This window comes from Nitrospirota bacterium, from assembly GCA_016195565.1.
Lineage (GTDB): Bacteria > Nitrospirota > Thermodesulfovibrionia > Thermodesulfovibrionales > UBA1546 > UBA1546.
On sequence record JACPZK010000032.1, the window covers coordinates 1 to 17,430 of the forward strand.

Here is a 17,430-nt window from a genome sequence, read left to right on the forward strand (position 1 = left end):
CATCATACTTATGGATATACAGATGCCGAAGATGAACGGCCTTGAGGCCGCAAAAATACTCAAGTCAAATCAGTCCACTGCAAAGATACCGATAATAGCTCTTACGGCATATGCAATGACAGAGGAAAAGGAGAAGCTTGGCAAAGAGTGGTTTGACGGCTACATTGCAAAACCTGCCGGTGTAAAGGATATTTTGAAATTGGTTGATGAAGTAATTAAGCAGAAAGGGGATAAAGACGATACCAAAGTTTGACAAAGGTTATTTGAATGACCCTGTGGGAATTGTTCTTCTTAATCTCGGAGGGCCTGATTCTCTTCAGGCTGTAAAGCCGTTTCTTTACAATCTGTTTTCAGACAGAAAGATAATTCAACTGGGCCCTCCATTTTTACAAAAACCTCTTGCATGGTTAATAGCAACGCTGAGGTCTAAGAAGACAGAGGGTTATTATAGCCTCATAGGAGGCAGGTCTCCGATACTTGATATTACCAATGCTCAGGCAAAGGCGCTGGAAGAAGCGCTTAACAATGAATTAGAGATGGAGGAATCCCCCCCACCCATCCCTCCCCCTCGAGGGGGGAGGGTTAGGGAGGGGGTGGCAGGAGTAAAGGTTAAAGTCTACGTCGGAATGCGTTACTGGCATCCTTTAATAGAAGATGTGATACCTCAGATTTATAATAATGGAATTAGAAAACTTATTGGACTCAGCCTTTATCCCCAGTATTCTCTGGCAACATCAGGCTCGTCTTTTTCAAAACTGAAGGAAGTTATCGGTTCACAGTTCACTGTTCACTGTATAACTTCGTGGTATGACCATCCGCTTTATATTGAAGCGCTGGTGGATGTTATTAAAAAAGGGCTTGAATCATTCACCCTCTCCCTAACCCTCCCCCCTCGAGGGGGAGGGATGGGTGGGGGGGATGTCCACGTTCTCTTCAGCGCCCACAGCCTTCCTGAAAAGTTTATTGATGAGGGCGACCCTTATGTGCGTCATATTGAGAGAACGATTGAAGAGATTGTAAAGCGGATGCCAGTAAAATGGAACCTGAGTTATCAATCCAAGAGCGGACCTGTAAAATGGCTTGGGCCTTCAACAGACGAAAAACTCAAAGAGCTTGCAGGCAGGAACATTAAAAATATTCTCATGGTCCCGATAAGTTTTGTGTCGGACCATATTGAGACGCTTTATGAGATTGATATATTATATATGCAAATGGCAAAAGGCCTTGGAATTAATCTAAGACGAACAGATTCCCTGAACACACATCCGCTTTTTATTGAAGCGCTGAAAGACATTGTAATAAAAAATATGACGGAGATAGGATGGATATAAAAAACAGCGAGATTGCTTCGTCGCTAATGCTCCTCGCAATGACAGGAATATGGTACCGTTGTTTGGTCTGTCATTGCGAGCCGAAGGCGAAGCAATCTTGCCTTTACGCTCAGGGTAAACTCCGCGAAGCAATCTTGTATTTTGGCAAGATGGATATAAGATGAGGCTGACTATTATCGGAGGAGGAATTTCTGGTCTCTCTTTAGCTTACTTTCTCCTCGAAAGAGAGCCTTCATTGGATATTATTATCCTTGAATCCGAAAAAAGAGCCGGCGGAAAGATATGGACAGAAAAAGTGAACGGTTTCCTCTGCGAAGGCGGAGTTAACGGTTTCCTTGATAACAGGCCCAAGACTTTAGAGCTTGCCTCAAAACTTCTGATTAATCCGCTGAGAAGCACGGACGCAGCCAGAAAGAGATATATTTTTTCTGGCGGGAAATTAAACCTTCTGCCTGAATCGCCTGTATCGTTTCTTACTTCCGATCTCCTGAGCCTTTACGGACGCTTAAGGGTAATGTATGAGTTTTTCGCTCCAAGAGGCAGGGCAGAAGATGAGACACTTGCTGATTTTGCAAGGAGAAGGCTTGGTAAAGAGGCATACGAAAAACTTATTGATCCGATGGCGTCAGGCATTTATGCAGGAAATTCTGAGTTGCTTAGCCTTAAAAGCTGTTTCCCAAAGATTTTTAATCTTGAAGAGAAATACGGAAGCCTTATAAAAGGCATGATAAAACTGCAGAGAGCAAGGGACAAAGAAAGAAGAACAGATAAACTCCAAACTCCAAACTCCAAACTCCAAACTAAAGTAGGCGCCGGGCCCGGAGGTACGCTTACGTCTTTTCACGACGGCATGGGAATGATGGTAGATTCCTTGAAAAGTTCTCTTAAAGAAAGGCTCAGAGCCGGAAGCAAAGTAGTTTCCGTTGAAAGAAAGAATAAGGGTTATGCTGTCCATCTCTCTGACGGCATGGTTGTAGAGACGGAGATTCTTGTAATTGCATCCCCTGCATATTCAGCAGCGGAGATTTTAAAAAATCTTGACAGGCCTCTCTCATCGGTTCTTTCAGAGATACCGTATCCCTCCGTATCGGTTGTGTGTTTCGGATACAGGAAGGAACGCATCGCTGATAAACTGGATGGATTCGGTTTTCTCATCCCATATAAGGAGCGCAGAAAAATCCTCGGTTCATTATGGGATTCAAGCATTTTTCCCGGAAGGGCTCCTGACGGATATGCGCTTTTGAGGAGCATGGTGGGAGGCGCAAGGGCATCTGAACTTGCGATGCAGGATGACAGCAGGCTGATGGATGTTGTTGCAGAAGAACTGAAGGATATAATGGATATAAAAGTTCAGCCTGATTTTGTAAAAATTTACAGGCACGAAAAGGCAATTCCGCAGTATAATATAGGCCATGACAGGAAACTGAAAGCAGTTGACGAGATGTTATTAAAATACAAAAACCTGTATTTAACCGGGAATGCATACCGGGGCATAGGCGTTAATGACTGCATAGAAAATTCATATAAACTGGCAGAGACAATAATAAGAAAGGAGGAAATATAAATTGAAAGAACAGGAGATAGCAGAGATTCTTTTAAAGGAAAATGAGGAGTATAAAAAACTTGGAGAGGAACATAAAAATCTTAAAGAGGCGCTTGCGGAGATTGACAAGAAAGTCCATTTCACACCGGAAGAAGAGGTAGAGAGGAAAAGGATTCAGAAACTGAAACTTACAAAAAAAGACAGGATGGCAGAACTTATAAGGGAATATAAAAAAAGCCATTCAACGAACTAAGTTAAAAGTTAAAAGTTAAGAGTTAAGAGTTAAGAGTTAAGAGTTAAGAGTTGTTCTTTACTTCTCTTTTAACTTTTCACTCTACACTTTTAACTTCTAACTTGACGGGAGGATTATGCGCAGCAGGACAATTAAGGAAGGATTAGAGCGTGTTCCGCACAGGGCGCTCCTTTATGCGACAGGCATTCCAAAGAGCGAAATGAAAAAGCCGTTTATCGGCGTTGCAACAAGTTTCACCGATATTATTCCGGGACACATCGGCATGAGAGACCTTGAGAGATTCATAGAAAAAGGAGTGCATACAGGAGGAGGCTATCCTTTCTTTTTTGGAATTCCCGGCATCTGCGACGGCATTGCAATGGGACACAGCGGCATGCATTATTCTCTTCCGTCAAGGGAGCTGATTGCCGACATGGTGGAGACTATAGCTCAGGCGCATCAGCTTGACGGGCTTGTGCTTCTTACTAACTGCGACAAGATTACGCCCGGAATGCTCATGGCTGCGGCCAGGATTAATATCCCCTCAATAGTCGTTACTGCAGGACCGATGCTTTCAGGACGTCTGAGGGGTAAAAGGCTCTCGCTTATCAATGATACCTTTGAAGCGGTTGGAAAGTATAAAAAAGGTTTGATAAAAAACGATGAGCTTGAAGCTCTTGAAATGTGCGCATGTCCGGGCGCAGGCTCATGCCAGGGCATGTACACTGCAAATACAATGGCCTGTGTTACAGAATCGCTCGGCATGAGCCTTTCAGGATGCGCTACTGCGCTTGCCGTATCTGCCGATAAAAGGAGAATAGCCTTTGCAAGCGGAGAGCGCATTGTTGAACTGGTAAAGAAAAATATCACGCCGGGGAAGATAATGACCCGGAAGGCGTTTGAGAATGCAATAATGGTTGACCTGGCCTTAGGCGGCTCAACCAATACTGTCCTTCACATCCCTGCAATTGCGCATGACGCAGGAGTGGAACTTCCGCTTGAGGCATTTGATATCCTGAGCAAGAAAACCCCCCATCTTGCAAATATGCTTCCCGGCGGCGAGCATTTTCTTGAAGACCTTGAATGGGCAGGAGGCATTCCGGCCTTGATGAAGAGATTAAGGGGAAATTTGAATAATTGCATTACAGTAAGCGGCAGGAGTATTTTTGAGATTGCTGATTCTGCAGAGATTATAAATGAAAATGTTATAAGGCCTCTGAACAAGGCTTACCATAAAGAAGGAGGCATCGCAATCCTGAGGGGCAATCTCGCTCCTGACGGAGCAGTTGTAAAGCAGTCCGCCGTGAGCAAAAATATGATGAAGTTTGAAGGCAGCGCAAAGGTGTTTAACTCAGAAGAAGAGGGCATGAAGGCAATCCTCAACGGGAAGATAAAGGCAGGCGATGTTGTTGTCATAAGGTATGAGGGGCCCAAGGGAGGGCCGGGGATGAGGGAGATGCTTTCTCCGACAGCAACAATCGCGGGCATGGGATTGAGCGAATCAGTGGCCGTGATAACAGACGGAAGGTTTTCAGGCGGGACCAGAGGCCCATGCATAGGGCACATATCGCCTGAAGCAATGGAAGGCGGAATCATAGCAATTATCAAAAACGGAGACAGAATAAAAATTGACATTCCGGGAAGAAGGGTTGATCTTCTTCTCTCCGAAAAAGAAATAAAGGAAAGGCTCAGCAAATGGAAACCGCCAAAGCCTAAGATAACAAAAGGCTATCTTTCAAGATACGCAAGGATGGTCACTTCAGCAGGAACAGGCGCGGTAATGAAATAGGGCAGCAGAACAACAGAGCAGCAGTAAAAAATTAAAAAACTACTGCACTACTGCGCTGTTGTGCTACTGCTCTATGTTTTATGGACATTTTCATAATCTTTTGTGGTAAAATTATTTAAATTTTAAAAGGAGCTGCGTGCGATATGAAAATTTCAGGCTCAGAGATATTAATTGAATGTCTGAAAAAGGAAGGGGTTAAGCACATCTTCGGTTATCCAGGAGGCGTTGTGCTGAACATCTTTGACGCCCTTTATGACAATAAGGATTTACGCCTGATACTCACAAGGCACGAACAGGGCGCTGTTCATGCGGCAGACGGTTATGCAAGGTCATCGGGAAAGGTGGGCGTTGCCCTTGTGACATCAGGCCCCGGCGCGACAAATACAGTTACAGGTATTGCCACTGCCTCAATGGATTCCATACCGCTTGTTGTGTTTTCAGGGCAGGTGCCGACAATGCTTATCGGCAATGATGCATTTCAGGAGGCTGATATAGTAGGCATAACAAGGCCCTGCACAAAATATAACTACCTGGTTAAGGATGTGAAGGACCTTGCAAGGATAGTGAAAGAGGCCTTTTATATAGCGTCTTCAGGCAGGCCGGGCCCTGTGCTTATAGACCTTCCTAAAGATGTAACTGTAGGAAAAGCTGATTTTGTCTGGCCTGAGCTTGACATAAGGAGCTACAAGCCCACTTACGAAGGCAATAAGTGGATGATTACGCAGGGCGCCCATCTCATAGCAAAATCAAAGAAACCTGTGATAATTGCCGGAGGAGGTGTGATACTCTCAGGAGCTGCCAAAGAACTCAAAGAGTTCGCAGAGCATACTGACATCCCTGTGACTATGACACTGATGGGGCTTGGCGGATTTCCGGGTTCGCATAAACTTTCACTCGGCATGCTTGGAATGCACGGGACTTATTATGCCAATAAGGCAGTTCAGGATTCAGACCTTCTTATTGCCATAGGAATGCGCTTTGACGACAGGGTGACAGGCAAGGTTGATGCCTTTGCGCCCAACGCAAAGATAATTCACATAGACATTGACCCGACATCAATAAAAAAGAATGTGAGGGTTGATGTTCCTATAGTGGGTGACGTCAAGAAAGTTCTGGCTGTGATGAATAAGGTGCTTAAAGAAGAAGTGAAAGAACAGTGGGGTGAGGTAAAAAAGGCATGGCTCAAGCAGATAGATGCCTGGCGCGCAGAAAGGCCGATGACCTATACTCACAGCGATGAGATCATAAAACCGCAGTTTGTCGTTGAGAAGATATATGAGCTTACAAAGGGAGATGCAATTATAACAACAGAAGTCGGGCAGAACCAGATGTGGACCGCGCAGTTTTATAAATTTGATAAACCGAGAACACTTCTGACATCAGGCGGGCTCGGCACCATGGGTTATGGTTTCCCCGCTGCAATCGGCGCGCAGTTTGCGCATCCTGAAAAGCTTGTTATTGACATTGCAGGCGACGGAAGCATACAGATGAATATACAGGAGCTTGCCACTGCGGTTATAAATAAGCTTCCTGTTAAAGTAGCCATACTCAACAACAGATACCTTGGCATGGTAAGACAGTGGCAGGAACTCTTCTTTGAAGAAAGATATTCCCATACCAAGCTTGATGAGAGCGTGCCTGACTTTGTAAAGATTGCCGAGGCCTACGGCGCTGTGGGATTAAGGGCCGCAAAGCCGAGCGAGGTTGAACCCGTGCTTAAAGAGGCTTTCAGGATAAAGAAGACCGTGTTTATGGATTTTGTTGTTGACTGGAAGGAAAAGGTTTATCCGATGGTGCCTGCAGGCGCGCCAATAGACCATATGCTTTTTGAACAGGCAGAAAAGAAAGCAGAAAAGAAATTAAAGGCAGTGAAATAAACCTGAGGTGAAGGAATGAGACATACAATTTCTGTTCTGGTTGAAAATAAATTCGGTGTGCTTTCAAGGGTATCCGGGCTTTTCAGCGGAAGAGGCTATAACATTGAAAGCCTCTCTGTAGGAGAGACGATAGACCCGCAGATTTCTGTTATGACAATAGTAACAACAGGGGATGACTCGGTTATTGAGCAGATTACGAAACAGCTTAATAAACTTATTGATATCATAAAAGTCACTGACATGACAGAGCTGGACCATGTTGAGCGTGAAATGGTGCTCGTAAAAGTATCTCTGAGGCAGCAGGACAAGGCAGAGGTGTTAAATCTGACAGAGATATTCAGAGGAAGGATTGTGGATTCAAGCCAGAAGACCTATACAATAGAAATCACCGGCGATGAAAAGAAGATAGAGGCGTTTGTGGAGCTTATGCGGCCTATGGGCATAAAGGAATTTGTCAGGACAGGCAAGGTAGCTATAACAAGAGAAGGCGTAAAAAAATAAAAATTAGGGGAGGTGAATTAACATGAGAATACCGTTAATGAAGCATTTGTCATGGTATCTGATAATTGCAATGTTCATCATTGGGATTGCGCCTAAGGCTGATGCGGGCATTGCGCCATCGGAAATCATTGTCATGTCACAGGTTGACAGGACGGCTGACCTTGGAAAAATCCAGAATGTTCTTGAAATGAAAATGGTCAGAGAGAGGCTGGAGAAGTTAGGATTTGCTCAGGATGAGATACAGACTAAATTAGGCAGTCTCAGCGACCAGCAGATGCACAATCTGGCGCTCCAGATAGATGAGATTAAGGTTGGAGGCGATAGTGGTCTCGGTATAGTGATAGCTCTTCTTGTGATAGCCATACTTTTTGTGCTGTTGCTTTGGCTTATGGATCACAAAGTAGTAGTGACAAAATAAAATTAAAGGAGGTGAATTAGCATGAGAATACCTTTAATGAAGCATTTATCCTGGTATCTGATAATTGCAATGTTCATAATCGGGATTGCGCCTAAGGCTGATGCGGGCATTGCGCCGTCGGAAATCATTGTTATGTCACAGGTTGACAGGACGGCTGACCTTGGAAAAATCCAGAATGTTCTTGAAATGAAAATGGTCAGAGAGAGGCTTGAGAAATTAGGATTTGCTCAGGATGAGATACAGAACAAATTAAGCAGTCTCAGCGACCAGCAGATGCACAATCTGGCGCTCCAGATAGACGATATGAAGGTTGGAGGAGACGGCCTCGATATAGTGATAGCTCTTCTTGTGATCACCATACTTGTTGTGCTGTTAATTCAGCTTACAGGCCACAGAGTAATAGTAACGAAATAATTTTTATGTCATTGCGAGGAGCGAAGACGACGAAGCAATCTAAGAAACAAATGGGAATAGCAAGATTGCTTCGCTTCGCTCGCAATGACAATTGTATTCTGTCTATTATTTTTATTGTATATTTCTTGCATTCGTGTGCTGTGGTGAATCCTGTCCTTGAGTCCAAGCATAACCGCATTATTGCTAATGTCCCGTTCCATGCTCAGGAGGCTTATCAGTGCGGACCCGCATCTCTTGCAGGCGTTATGAATTACTGGAAGATAGATGTTACGCCTGATGATATTGCAAAGGAGATATACAGCAAATCCGCAAAAGGCACCCTGAATATTGATATGGTAATTTATCCTCAGAAAAAGGGATTATTTGCAGAACAATATTCAGGGAATATGAAAGACCTGAAAAAAAATATAGATTCAGGGTATCCGCTTGTTGTGTTTGTTGATTATGGTTTATGGGTATTTCAGTCAAATCATTTCATGGTTGTTGTAGGGTATAATGAGGATAGAGTGATTGTGAATTCAGGAAAAGATAAGGGCAAGTTCATATCTGAAGAGGATTTTATAAAGGCATGGGAAAAGACAAAATTCTGGACGCTGCTTATCAAAAGAAAGTGAAAAGTTTAGAGTTAAGAGTTAAGAGTTTTAAGATAGTTTTTTTCCTAATTGCATTTTCACTTTTAACTTCTTGTTCCCTTCCGCGAATAATCATCCTCGACGACCCGCTGAGCCCTGAGGAGCACATAAACCTCGGGTTTGCATACGAGAAAAAAGGAGATATTGATAATGCATTGAGGGAATACAGGCTTGCATCAAAAAAACTTCCTCTGGCGTATCTTTATATGGGGAATATATATTTTCAGAAAAATGATTTTGACGAGGCAGAGTCAGCATATAAAAAGGCGATTGAAAAAGAACCCTCTAATTCAGACGCATACAATAATCTTGCCTGGCTTTATTACACAAAAAAGGAAAATCTCAACGAGGCAGAGGAACTTGCGCTTAAGGCAATAGAACTTAATCCTTCAAAGAAGGAAATTTATCAGGACACGCTTGATAAGATTAGGGGAGTAAAGAGCAAGTTGTAACGATTGCAGTCAAGGAAATAGATCTGACCGCAACATGCCCCAAGACTCATCAAGAACGACGGCAAGAAATGCGCTTGTTATGCCTTAATTTCATTTATTGGCAATATTTGTCTGCCATGTCGAATTGTGAGAATGGATATTTGTTTGGTTTCGATACGATAAATGATGCGGTAATTGCCGTAAATTAGTTCTCTAAATTGGCTATCATTAATTTCGGGTAGAATCCGGCCGATTTCGGGAGACGATTTTAGTTGCTCAACTTTAGAAAATACTGTATCAATCCATTTTTCTGCCGCTGATGGTTTGTCTTGGGCAATATAATCGGCTATTTCCGATGCTCTATCGACAGCAAGAGGAGACCAGATTATTCTCATTTTGGAATTCGCTTTAATAGTTTCTCTTTTGCATCTTTATGGCTGATTCCTGCTCCTTTTTCCAGTTGATTGAGAGAGGTTTGAATATCTGATAGAAGCTCGATTTTCTCTTGCATGGCTTCAAATTCATTTGCACCTAAAAGGACCGCAATGCCTTTCCCGTGCTGTGTAATTATCACCGGTCTTTTAGTATCATGAACTTGCTTTATAAAAGTTGCCATGCTGTTCCTGACTTCTGACAGGGACCTGATATCTTCAGCAATTTTTAGTTTTTGCACATAGCACCTCATTAAGTATGTATTTCGTACATTATATCGCACATGTTCTGGTGCATGCAAGTGTTTATTTTCTGACATGTATAACAGAGTCTTTCAGTCGCCGGAGCTATCTCACTGGATAAGATTAGGGGAGTAAAGGGGAAGTGAAAAAGTTAGGAAAGTGTATATTTTAGGTTTGACCCTGTTTCTGCTGTTTCTGCTGTTTTTCTGCTGTTTGAAATCACTGCCGGAGCAAAGTGGAGTCCAGTAAAGTGATTCGTTAGACATCAGTATATTTTCCCTCACAATACTGGTGGTAAAGAACCTTAGTTTTGCCGACAAGATTCTGTATTATTGATCTGACGTATTTCTCGGGGTCTGATTTGTTCCATGTCAGGAAATCATTAGCTGATTGCAAACTTGCAATTGTGACTGGCAAGGCTATTCTGGGATCTGGATCACTGAAGTCGATATCGGGCAAATAGTAGCGGCCTTTTTTTGTCAAATTAAAAATGCTCATTTCATACCAGTTGCCGTGTATAAAACTACTTCCTTGACCGAATAAAAAAGGATAATCAACCTCTTTTTTTAATGAAACAAGAATTTGTTTAAAATCTTTACCATCCAATTTCCAATTTTTGTTGGCCTTTAATTGTCGAAGTGAAATTCTGTCCTTGCGTAGCCTACTCTTAATTTTCTTGATTATTACCTTTTCAATATTCATTAATGGTCTTTGTGACTTTATCCGATCAAGGTTCTCAAGAGTTTCTTTCTCCGAGCGGTAAGAAGAGAGAATGAAGCTTTTAAATGTGCTCCTCTTGGCTGAAAGTAAGTATTCCATCTTTATTATGCATTCATAGATAAGGCGACTCATTATATATGCTATCTGCAGTTCTCGTTTTCCTATATGCGTAGTAAAGCTGTGATATAGTTTAATCAAGCGAACAATGTGACCTACCACAATGGCTCTATTCTTTGTATAACCTCTCTCAGCTACGACTTGATTGGGAGCCATGGAAGCACTGACCGTAATCAAATAATGGGCATAACTCATCATTTCCATTACGTAGCGCATGTAGTCATCGTCTGAAGATCGCTGTGGAGGAAGTGGATTGCTCAACCACGACTTTACACTATCCAGATTGTTGATGATTTCTTCCATTATTCTTTGTGGTCAGCATTCTTTTTTATGCCGCCTGCATCTTATGTGATACTTTAGGGTAAATTAAATAGTTGAGTCAAGAAGAATCTCTATGGATGTGCTCTTAACCAATTGAAAGGTAAGGCAATTAATTTTCAGTTAAATATTATGCCGCTTGCGATATAATAATGGCATTAATTATGTGAGGGCTGATGTGACTGACAAACTGTGCATACCAAAGGGAATTTTTGACGAGATGATTGCTCATTGCAAAGCTGCGCATCCGAATGAGGCATGCGGGATTCTTGCGGGAAATGGGGTAGATGTCTTTAAGATTTACAAAATGTCTAATATTGAAAAGTCTCCCGTGAGTTACGAATTTGATTCAAGAGAGCATATCAATGCCATAAAAAACATGCGAGAGAACAACCACAAAATGCTTGCGATATTTCATTCGCATCCGTCATCACCTGCTTACCCATCAGCAAAGGATGTGAGCCTTGCATTTTATGAAGACAGCATATATGTCATTGTCAGCCTTTCCGAAAAAGAACCTGTAGTAAAAGGTTTTTTGATAAGGGAAGGCGCAGTAAAGGAAGTCCGGATTTCCGTGAAATAGCTAACCATGGAAGCTCTCTTTAATTTTTGTTTCATTTTAGAGTAAAATACTACTTCTTTTTCAATACGATTTCGGGAGGTGTTTATGGGATATGTGAGCGGTCTTAAGTGCAGAGAATGCGGCAGGGAATATCCTGTTGATCCTATATATGTCTGCGAATTCTGTTTCGGCCCGCTGGAAGTTGTCTATGACTATAAAAAGATAAAGAAAGTGCTGACGAAAAAGAACATAAAGAGCAGAGAGAAAAATCTCTGGCGGTATAAGGAGCTTCTTCCCATAGACGGAGAGCCGCAGGTGGGATTGGAGTCAGGGTTTACGCCTTTGATAAAAGCCGATAATCTTGCAAAGGAACTCGGCGTCAGTGAATTATACGTAAAGGATGATACCGTTGTCCATCCAACACTGTCGTTCAAGGATAGGGTTGTGGCAGTTGCCCTTACAAAGGCAAAAGAGTTCGGGTTTGATACGGTTGCCTGCGCATCTACGGGAAATCTCGCGCATTCTGTGTCAGCGCATGGCGCCAAGGCAGGGTTCAAGAGGTTTGTTTTTATACCCGCAACTCTTGAGGCGAGCAAGATTGTTGCATCGCTGGTGTATGAGCCGAATCTGGTGGCAGTTGACGGAAATTATGATGAGGTTAACAGGCTCTGCAGCGAGATTGCCAATAAATACAAATGGGCGTTTGTAAATATAAATATCAGGCCGTTCTATGCTGAAGGCTCAAAGACACAGGGGTTCGAGATTATTGAGCAGTTAGACTGGAAGGCGCCTGATAATGTGGTTGTGCCGTGTGCGAGCGGTTCATTGTTAACAAAGGTGTGGAAGTCATTCAAAGAATTTAAAAAGATCGGGATATTAAAAAAGCTTGATACAAAGGTTTTTGCCGCACAGGCAACAGGGTGTTCTCCTATAGTCGCTGCAATAAAGCAGGGTACAGACGTAATAAGGCCTGTGAGACCCAATACAGTTGCAAAGTCTCTTGCAATAGGCAACCCGGCTGATGGATTTTATGCGCGTCAGGTTGTAAAAGAGACAGGCGGATACGGCGAAGACGTCTCTGATAAGGAAATAATAGACGGAATAAAACTTCTTGCAAAAACCGAGGGCATTTTTGCAGAGACAGCAGGAGGCGTTACAGTTGCGTGCACAAAGAAACTGATTGAGTCAGGAAAGATAGGCAGGGATGAAATCACTGTTATCTGCATTACAGGCAACGGACTTAAGACGCAGGAGGCGCTTACAGGACAAACTGCAGAGATGCATTACATAAAGCCCAATCTTGCGGCATTTGAGGAGATACTTAGAAAAATTGAAGATTGAAAATTGAAGATTTTTTTCAATCGTAAATCATAAATCTATACATGGCGACATAAGTTGTAATCTGTTTGTCATTGTCCGGCTTGACCGGACAATCCAGTGTTTTCTGGATTCCCCGATCAAGTCGGGGAATGACGTCGTTGTTGATTTATGACGCTCGGTATAAAATTATAAACTGGAGGTGAAAAGATGGCTGTAAAAGTTAGAATTCCGACTCCGCTGCAAAGATTAACGCAGGGCCAGGAAGAGGTCGAAGGAGCGCCAGGCACAATAATAAATCTTGTCAAAGAATTGGAGGAAAAATTTCCCGGCATAGGCGAAAGGATATCCGAAGGCGGCAAGATACGGAGATTTGTTAATGTCTATGTAAATGAGGAAGATATCAGGTTTCTACAGGCAGAAGCAACAGTGGTCAAAGACGGCGATGAGGTTTCCATAGTGCCTGCAATAGCAGGAGGCGAAAAGGCAAATTCTAATATCTAAATCCTAATTTCTAAACTATTTAGGATTTCGGATTTCGAATTTAGGATTTGAATTAAGGAGGAGGTTATATGAAAAAGAGGGTTAAGCTGACATTTCCACAGCGCCTTATAAAAGAACCTGTCATATTTACGATGGCTAAGGAGTATGATGTCATGCCTAATATCAGAAGGGCAAGAGTTACGGAAACAGTCGGCGAGATGGTTCTTGAACTTGAGGGGAAAGAGGAAAATCTTGAGAAAGGCATAAAATATCTCAAAGAGCAGGGAGTAGACGTTGAGCTTGTTGAGGGAGACGTAATTGAGTAATGCGTTATGGCGTCAAGCGTGAAGTGTTATAGCGAAAAAACAAATATATTAACGCTATAACGAATATTGGAGATTTATGGAAATAGGAGAATGTAAAAGTCCAAAGAGTCTTTGGAGGGGCATAGTAGAAGAATACAGGGAGTTTCTTCCGGTAAGCGATGAAACGCCTGTTGTTACGCTTAATGAAGGAGATACGCCTCTCATAAAGGCTGTAAATATAAATAAAAGAGGCATTGACCTTGAGCTTTATTTTAAATTTGAGGGAGCTAACCCTACAGGTTCTTTCAAAGACAGGGGAATGACTCTTGCATTATCAAAGACTGTTGAGGCCGGTTCAAAAGCGGTAATGTGCGCATCAACAGGAAATACATCGGCTTCTGCCGCTGCCTACGCAGCGCGGGCAGGAATAAAGTCGGTAGTGCTTATTCCGCAGGGGAAGATAGCTCTCGGCAAGCTTTCTCAGGCGCTCGTTCACGGCGCAAATGTAATCCAGATAGAAGGAAATTTTGATGAGGCATTAAACATAGTAAAAGAACTTGCACAAAGATACCCTATAACGCTTGTTAACTCAATAAATCCTTTCAGGATAGAGGGGCAGAAGACAGCCGCCTTTGAGGTATGCGACCAGCTTGGCTTTTCACCGAAATATCACGCGCTGCCTGTCGGCAATGCTGGAAATATAACCGCATACTGGAAAGGTTACCATGAATATCACAGGCGAGGAAAGATTTCTTCATTGCCGGTTATGCTTGGCTTTCAGGCAGCAGGCGCTGCACCGATTGTAAAAGGACATCCTGTTGAAAGACCTGAAACAATAGCAACAGCCATAAGAATCGGCAATCCTGCAAGCTGGAAAGGCGCAGTTGCAGCAAGGGATGAATCAGGCGGAAGGATTGAGGCTGTTACAGACGAAGAAATATTAAAGGCATACAATCTTATTGCATCAACAGAAGGCATATTCTGCGAGCCAGCATCTGCCGCATCACTGGCAGGCGTGATGAAGCTGCATAAAGAAGGCTATTTCAAGCCCGGAGATACTGTTGTTTGCACCCTTACGGGTCATGGGCTTAAAGACCCTGATACGGTATTCAGGGTATCAAAAGACCCCCTGAAGGTTAAGGCTGATATCGCTGAGGTAGAGAAGATAATAGAAAGGATAATTTAGTATCACCATAACAAAGGAATGAAACCATTGGTTTGTCACCCTGAACTTGTTTCAGGGTCTAAGAGATGCTGAAATAAATTCAGCATGACAGTTGAAGGAGTTTTTAATTGAAATACGTTGTAATCATAGGCGACGGCATGGCAGACAGGCCGTTAAATGAGCTTGGAGGTAAAACCCCCTTACAAGCGGCATTTACCCCGAATATGGACAAGCTTGCCTGCGAAGGAATAATCGGCAGGGTCAGGACTATCCCTGAGGGTTTTCATCCCGGTTCAGATGTTGCTAATCTGAGCGTGCTCGGTTATGACCCAAGGAAATTTTATACGGGCAGGGCATCACTTGAGGCAGCGAGCATTGGAGTAGGCCTCAAAGACACGGATGTTGCTTACAGGTGCAATCTCGTAACTCTCAGGTTTAACAGGGATAAGACACAGGCAATAATGGAGGATTACAGCGGAGGCCATATTTCAACTGAAGAGGCAGGGATACTCATCAATGACATAAACAAAGAACTCGGCACCTCACAGATAAAATTTTGCAGAGGCGTAAGTTACAGGCATCTGATGGTATGGTCAGACGGCAAGGCAGATGCGGAATGCACTCCGCCGCATGACATAATGGGAAGGGATATTTCAGACTATCTGCCGGTTGGTTCAGGCGAGGAAACTCTCAGAGAATTAATGCTTGATTCTGTGGATGTCCTCGAAAGCCATGACATAAACAAAGAGCGTATAAGTAAGGGCAAAAACCCTGCAAACAGCATTTGGCTCTGGGGACAAGGGAAAAAACCATGGCTGTCAAAATTCAGAGAGAAATATTCTGTTGAAGGCGCAATGGTTTCTGCCGTGGACCTTACAAAAGGGCTGGGCATATATGCCGGGTTTAAGATACTTCAGGTGCCCGGCGTTACCGGGTGGCTTGATACAAATTATGCCGGCAAGGCAGAGGCAGCGCTGGTTGCTCTTAAGGAAGTTGATTTTGTATACATACACGTTGAGGCGCCTGATGAAGCAGGGCATTCAGGAAACTATAAGAACAAGATAAAGGCAATAGAGGATTTTGATGCGCTTGTTGTAGGCACTGTTATGCGGGGCATAAAATCCTTTGAGGAATTCAGGATTCTGCTTATGCCTGACCATCCTACGCCGGTAGAGCTGAGGACGCATACGGCTGAACCGGTGCCATTTGTTATCTATGACAATAAACAAAAGCAAAAGAATGAAGGCGCTGCTTTTGATGAATCAATCCTAAAGCGGGAAGGCATAATGGTTGTTGAAGAAGGTTATAAGCTGATGGATTATTTCATTAAGGGGAAAAGCTAATGCTTATTGTCCAGAAATACGGCGGGACGTCTGTCGCTAATGTTGAGAGGATTAAGGCTGTTGCAGAGCGCGTTGTAAAAACTGCCAAAGAGGGGCATAAGGTTGCGGTTGTTGTCTCTGCAATGGCTGGAGAAACAGACAAGCTGATAAATCTCGCCCATCAGGTTTCATCCAATCCCAGCGAAAGAGAGATGGATCTTATGCTTTCATCAGGGGAACGAGTTACCTGCGCCCTTACAGCCATAGCAATAGAAGAGCTGGGCCATAAAGCAATGGCACTTACGGGAAGGCAGATGGGGATAATAACAGATGATGTGCATACAAAGGCAAAGATAGAAAAAATAGCGGGAGAAAGAGCAAAGAAGGCATTGGATGAAGGATATATAATTGTTGTGGCAGGCTTTCAGGGTATAACAGAGAAAGAAGATGTTACTACGCTTGGAAGAGGCGGCTCCGACCTTTCCGCAGTTGCGATAGCCTCCGCGCTTAATGCCGACTTATGCGAGATATATACGGATGTGGACGGTGTTTATACGACAGACCCCAATATTGTTTCTGAGGCGAGAAAGCTGGACAAGATTTCCTATGAAGAGATGCTTGAGCTTGCAAGCCTCGGCGCAAAGGTGCTTCAGACAAGGTCTGTGGAGTTTGCCATGAAATACGAAGTGCCTGTGGTTGTGAGGTCAAGTTTTAATGATAATCAGGGGACGCTTGTTACCAAGGAGGATGAGGATATGGAGAAAGTCGTCGTATCAGGAGTTGCTTATGACAAGAACCAGGCAAAGATTACTGTGATGGGGGTGCCTGATAAGCCGGGCATAGCCGCGAAACTCTTTAAGGGGATTGCAGACGCCGGCATAGTCGTTGATATAATTGTCCAGAATGTAAGCAGTGACGGAAAAGCGGCAGACATATCATTCACAGTTCCAAAGACAGACGCAAAAAAGGCATTGAAACTGACGGAAGGAATAGCCAAAGAACTCAGCGCAAAGGGCGTTGACATGAAAGAGGATATTGCTAAGATATCCATTGTCGGCGTAGGCATGAGGACTCATTCCGGTGTTGCCTCGCAGATATTTGAAACGCTTGCAAAGCATAATGTGAACATAATGATGATAAGCACATCAGAGATAAAGGTATCCTGTATTATAGGCGCCAAATATGCGGAACTCGCAGTCAGGGTTTTGCATGAGGCGTTTGGACTGGCTCGGAGTTAAATCTGAATACATTAAACTGCAGGCAGTAGATAGAGCTGTAA

Annotated in this window: 21 protein-coding genes; 18 read left to right on the forward strand and 3 right to left on the reverse strand. The window is 43.3% G+C overall.

The genetic code is table 11. The features are described from left to right. From HY035_11170 to HY035_11220, 11 genes are all read left to right on the forward strand, one after another. Positions 1-253, forward strand: a 253-nt coding sequence (locus HY035_11170) for a response regulator (GenBank protein MBI3378941.1), incomplete at its 5' end; no start/stop codon positions are given. A 10-nt stretch (positions 254-263) separates the two neighbouring features. Continuing rightward, a complete protein-coding gene (gene hemH / locus HY035_11175) occupies positions 264-1,331 on the forward strand; it encodes a ferrochelatase (GenBank protein MBI3378942.1) in 1,068 nt (355 codons plus the stop codon). Positions 1,332-1,491: 160 nt separating this feature from the next. Continuing rightward, positions 1,492-2,895, forward strand: coding sequence for a protoporphyrinogen oxidase (gene hemG, locus HY035_11180; protein MBI3378943.1), 1,404 nt, complete (start codon positions 1,492-1,494; stop codon positions 2,893-2,895). Between the two features lies 1 nt (position 2,896). After that, positions 2,897-3,127, forward strand: a complete 231-nt coding sequence (locus HY035_11185; GenBank protein MBI3378944.1) for a DUF465 domain-containing protein — start codon at positions 2,897-2,899, stop codon at positions 3,125-3,127. Between the two features lie 115 nt (positions 3,128-3,242). Further along, positions 3,243-4,895, forward strand: a complete 1,653-nt coding sequence (ilvD, locus tag HY035_11190) for a dihydroxy-acid dehydratase (protein ID MBI3378945.1) — start codon at positions 3,243-3,245, stop codon at positions 4,893-4,895. 143 nt (positions 4,896-5,038) lie between these two features. Then, positions 5,039-6,772 (forward strand): biosynthetic-type acetolactate synthase large subunit, encoded by a 1,734-nt coding sequence (gene ilvB, locus HY035_11195; GenBank protein ID MBI3378946.1) that lies wholly within the window; start codon positions 5,039-5,041, stop codon positions 6,770-6,772. A 15-nt stretch (positions 6,773-6,787) separates the two neighbouring features. After that, a complete protein-coding gene (gene ilvN, locus HY035_11200; protein MBI3378947.1) occupies positions 6,788-7,273 on the forward strand; it encodes an acetolactate synthase small subunit in 486 nt (161 codons plus the stop codon). A 22-nt stretch (positions 7,274-7,295) separates the two neighbouring features. After that, a complete protein-coding gene (locus HY035_11205; GenBank protein ID MBI3378948.1) occupies positions 7,296-7,691 on the forward strand; it encodes a PA2779 family protein in 396 nt (131 codons plus the stop codon). A gap of 21 nt (positions 7,692-7,712) precedes the next feature. Beyond that, positions 7,713-8,105 (forward strand): PA2779 family protein, encoded by a 393-nt coding sequence (locus HY035_11210; GenBank protein MBI3378949.1) that lies wholly within the window; start codon positions 7,713-7,715, stop codon positions 8,103-8,105. Positions 8,106-8,155: 50 nt separating this feature from the next. Then, positions 8,156-8,719 (forward strand): peptidase C39 family protein, encoded by a 564-nt coding sequence (locus HY035_11215; GenBank protein ID MBI3378950.1) that lies wholly within the window; start codon positions 8,156-8,158, stop codon positions 8,717-8,719. Further along, on the forward strand, positions 8,674-9,189 hold the full coding sequence (locus tag HY035_11220; protein MBI3378951.1) for a tetratricopeptide repeat protein: 516 nt from the start codon (positions 8,674-8,676) through the stop codon (positions 9,187-9,189). The genes HY035_11215 and HY035_11220 overlap by 46 nt, the downstream gene beginning before the upstream one ends. Before the next feature lie 77 nt (positions 9,190-9,266). Here the strand turns inward: HY035_11220 and HY035_11225 are convergent, their stop codons facing one another. The 3 genes from HY035_11225 to HY035_11235 form a co-directional block, all read right to left on the reverse strand. Further along, positions 9,267-9,563 carry a type II toxin-antitoxin system RelE/ParE family toxin gene (locus HY035_11225; GenBank protein MBI3378952.1) on the reverse strand — a complete coding sequence of 99 codons (297 nt, stop codon included), beginning with the start codon at positions 9,561-9,563 and terminating at the stop codon, positions 9,267-9,269. Beyond that, positions 9,560-9,841: a type II toxin-antitoxin system Phd/YefM family antitoxin gene (locus tag HY035_11230; protein MBI3378953.1), complete on the reverse strand. Its 282-nt coding sequence runs from the start codon at positions 9,839-9,841 to the stop codon at positions 9,560-9,562. Before HY035_11230 ends, HY035_11225 begins: the two co-directional genes overlap by 4 nt. Before the next feature lie 259 nt (positions 9,842-10,100). Next, positions 10,101-10,982, reverse strand: coding sequence for a hypothetical protein (locus HY035_11235; GenBank protein MBI3378954.1), 882 nt, complete (start codon positions 10,980-10,982; stop codon positions 10,101-10,103). A gap of 193 nt (positions 10,983-11,175) precedes the next feature. On the opposite strand from HY035_11235, the gene HY035_11240 reads away from it, so the two are divergent. The 7 genes from HY035_11240 to HY035_11270 all read left to right on the forward strand — a co-directional run bounded on the left by HY035_11240 (position 11,176) and on the right by HY035_11270 (position 17,389). Next, positions 11,176-11,580, forward strand: coding sequence for a M67 family metallopeptidase (locus tag HY035_11240; GenBank protein ID MBI3378955.1), 405 nt, complete (start codon positions 11,176-11,178; stop codon positions 11,578-11,580). Positions 11,581-11,664: 84 nt separating this feature from the next. Next, positions 11,665-12,900: a threonine synthase gene (locus HY035_11245; GenBank protein MBI3378956.1), complete on the forward strand. Its 1,236-nt coding sequence runs from the start codon at positions 11,665-11,667 to the stop codon at positions 12,898-12,900. A 186-nt stretch (positions 12,901-13,086) separates the two neighbouring features. Beyond that, positions 13,087-13,380, forward strand: coding sequence for a MoaD/ThiS family protein (locus HY035_11250; protein ID MBI3378957.1), 294 nt, complete (start codon positions 13,087-13,089; stop codon positions 13,378-13,380). A gap of 68 nt (positions 13,381-13,448) precedes the next feature. Further along, positions 13,449-13,685, forward strand: a complete 237-nt coding sequence (locus tag HY035_11255) for an NIL domain-containing protein (protein MBI3378958.1) — start codon at positions 13,449-13,451, stop codon at positions 13,683-13,685. Positions 13,686-13,761: 76 nt separating this feature from the next. Then, on the forward strand, positions 13,762-14,850 hold the full coding sequence (locus HY035_11260; protein MBI3378959.1) for a threonine synthase: 1,089 nt from the start codon (positions 13,762-13,764) through the stop codon (positions 14,848-14,850). Between the two features lie 107 nt (positions 14,851-14,957). After that, positions 14,958-16,172 (forward strand): cofactor-independent phosphoglycerate mutase, encoded by a 1,215-nt coding sequence (locus tag HY035_11265; protein MBI3378960.1) that lies wholly within the window; start codon positions 14,958-14,960, stop codon positions 16,170-16,172. Further along, positions 16,172-17,389 carry an aspartate kinase gene (locus HY035_11270; GenBank protein ID MBI3378961.1) on the forward strand — a complete coding sequence of 406 codons (1,218 nt, stop codon included), beginning with the start codon at positions 16,172-16,174 and terminating at the stop codon, positions 17,387-17,389. The genes HY035_11265 and HY035_11270 overlap by 1 nt, the downstream gene beginning before the upstream one ends. The last annotated feature ends 41 nt before the right edge of the window (positions 17,390-17,430 follow it).

Bases quoted from the DNA above. Each gene is read 5' to 3' on its own strand.
- HY035_11250 (MBI3378957.1), top strand. From the start codon at position 13,087: ATGGCTGTAAAAGTTAGAATTCCGACTCCGCTGCAAAGATTAACGCAG.
- HY035_11215 (MBI3378950.1), top strand. From the start codon at position 8,156: ATGGGAATAGCAAGATTGCTTCGCTTCGCTCGCAATGACAATTGTATT.
- HY035_11235 (MBI3378954.1), bottom strand. From the start codon at position 10,982: ATGGAAGAAATCATCAACAATCTGGATAGTGTAAAGTCGTGGTTGAGC.
- HY035_11210 (MBI3378949.1), top strand. From the start codon at position 7,713: ATGAGAATACCTTTAATGAAGCATTTATCCTGGTATCTGATAATTGCA.
- hemG (MBI3378943.1), top strand. From the start codon at position 1,492: ATGAGGCTGACTATTATCGGAGGAGGAATTTCTGGTCTCTCTTTAGCT.
- ilvB (MBI3378946.1), top strand. From the start codon at position 5,039: ATGAAAATTTCAGGCTCAGAGATATTAATTGAATGTCTGAAAAAGGAA.
- HY035_11225 (MBI3378952.1), bottom strand. From the start codon at position 9,563: ATGAGAATAATCTGGTCTCCTCTTGCTGTCGATAGAGCATCGGAAATA.
- ilvD (MBI3378945.1), top strand. From the start codon at position 3,243: ATGCGCAGCAGGACAATTAAGGAAGGATTAGAGCGTGTTCCGCACAGG.
- HY035_11220 (MBI3378951.1), top strand. From the start codon at position 8,674: ATGGGAAAAGACAAAATTCTGGACGCTGCTTATCAAAAGAAAGTGAAA.
- HY035_11270 (MBI3378961.1), top strand. From the start codon at position 16,172: ATGCTTATTGTCCAGAAATACGGCGGGACGTCTGTCGCTAATGTTGAG.
- HY035_11255 (MBI3378958.1), top strand. From the start codon at position 13,449: ATGAAAAAGAGGGTTAAGCTGACATTTCCACAGCGCCTTATAAAAGAA.
- ilvN (MBI3378947.1), top strand. From the start codon at position 6,788: ATGAGACATACAATTTCTGTTCTGGTTGAAAATAAATTCGGTGTGCTT.
- HY035_11260 (MBI3378959.1), top strand. From the start codon at position 13,762: ATGGAAATAGGAGAATGTAAAAGTCCAAAGAGTCTTTGGAGGGGCATA.
- HY035_11245 (MBI3378956.1), top strand. From the start codon at position 11,665: ATGGGATATGTGAGCGGTCTTAAGTGCAGAGAATGCGGCAGGGAATAT.
- HY035_11205 (MBI3378948.1), top strand. From the start codon at position 7,296: ATGAGAATACCGTTAATGAAGCATTTGTCATGGTATCTGATAATTGCA.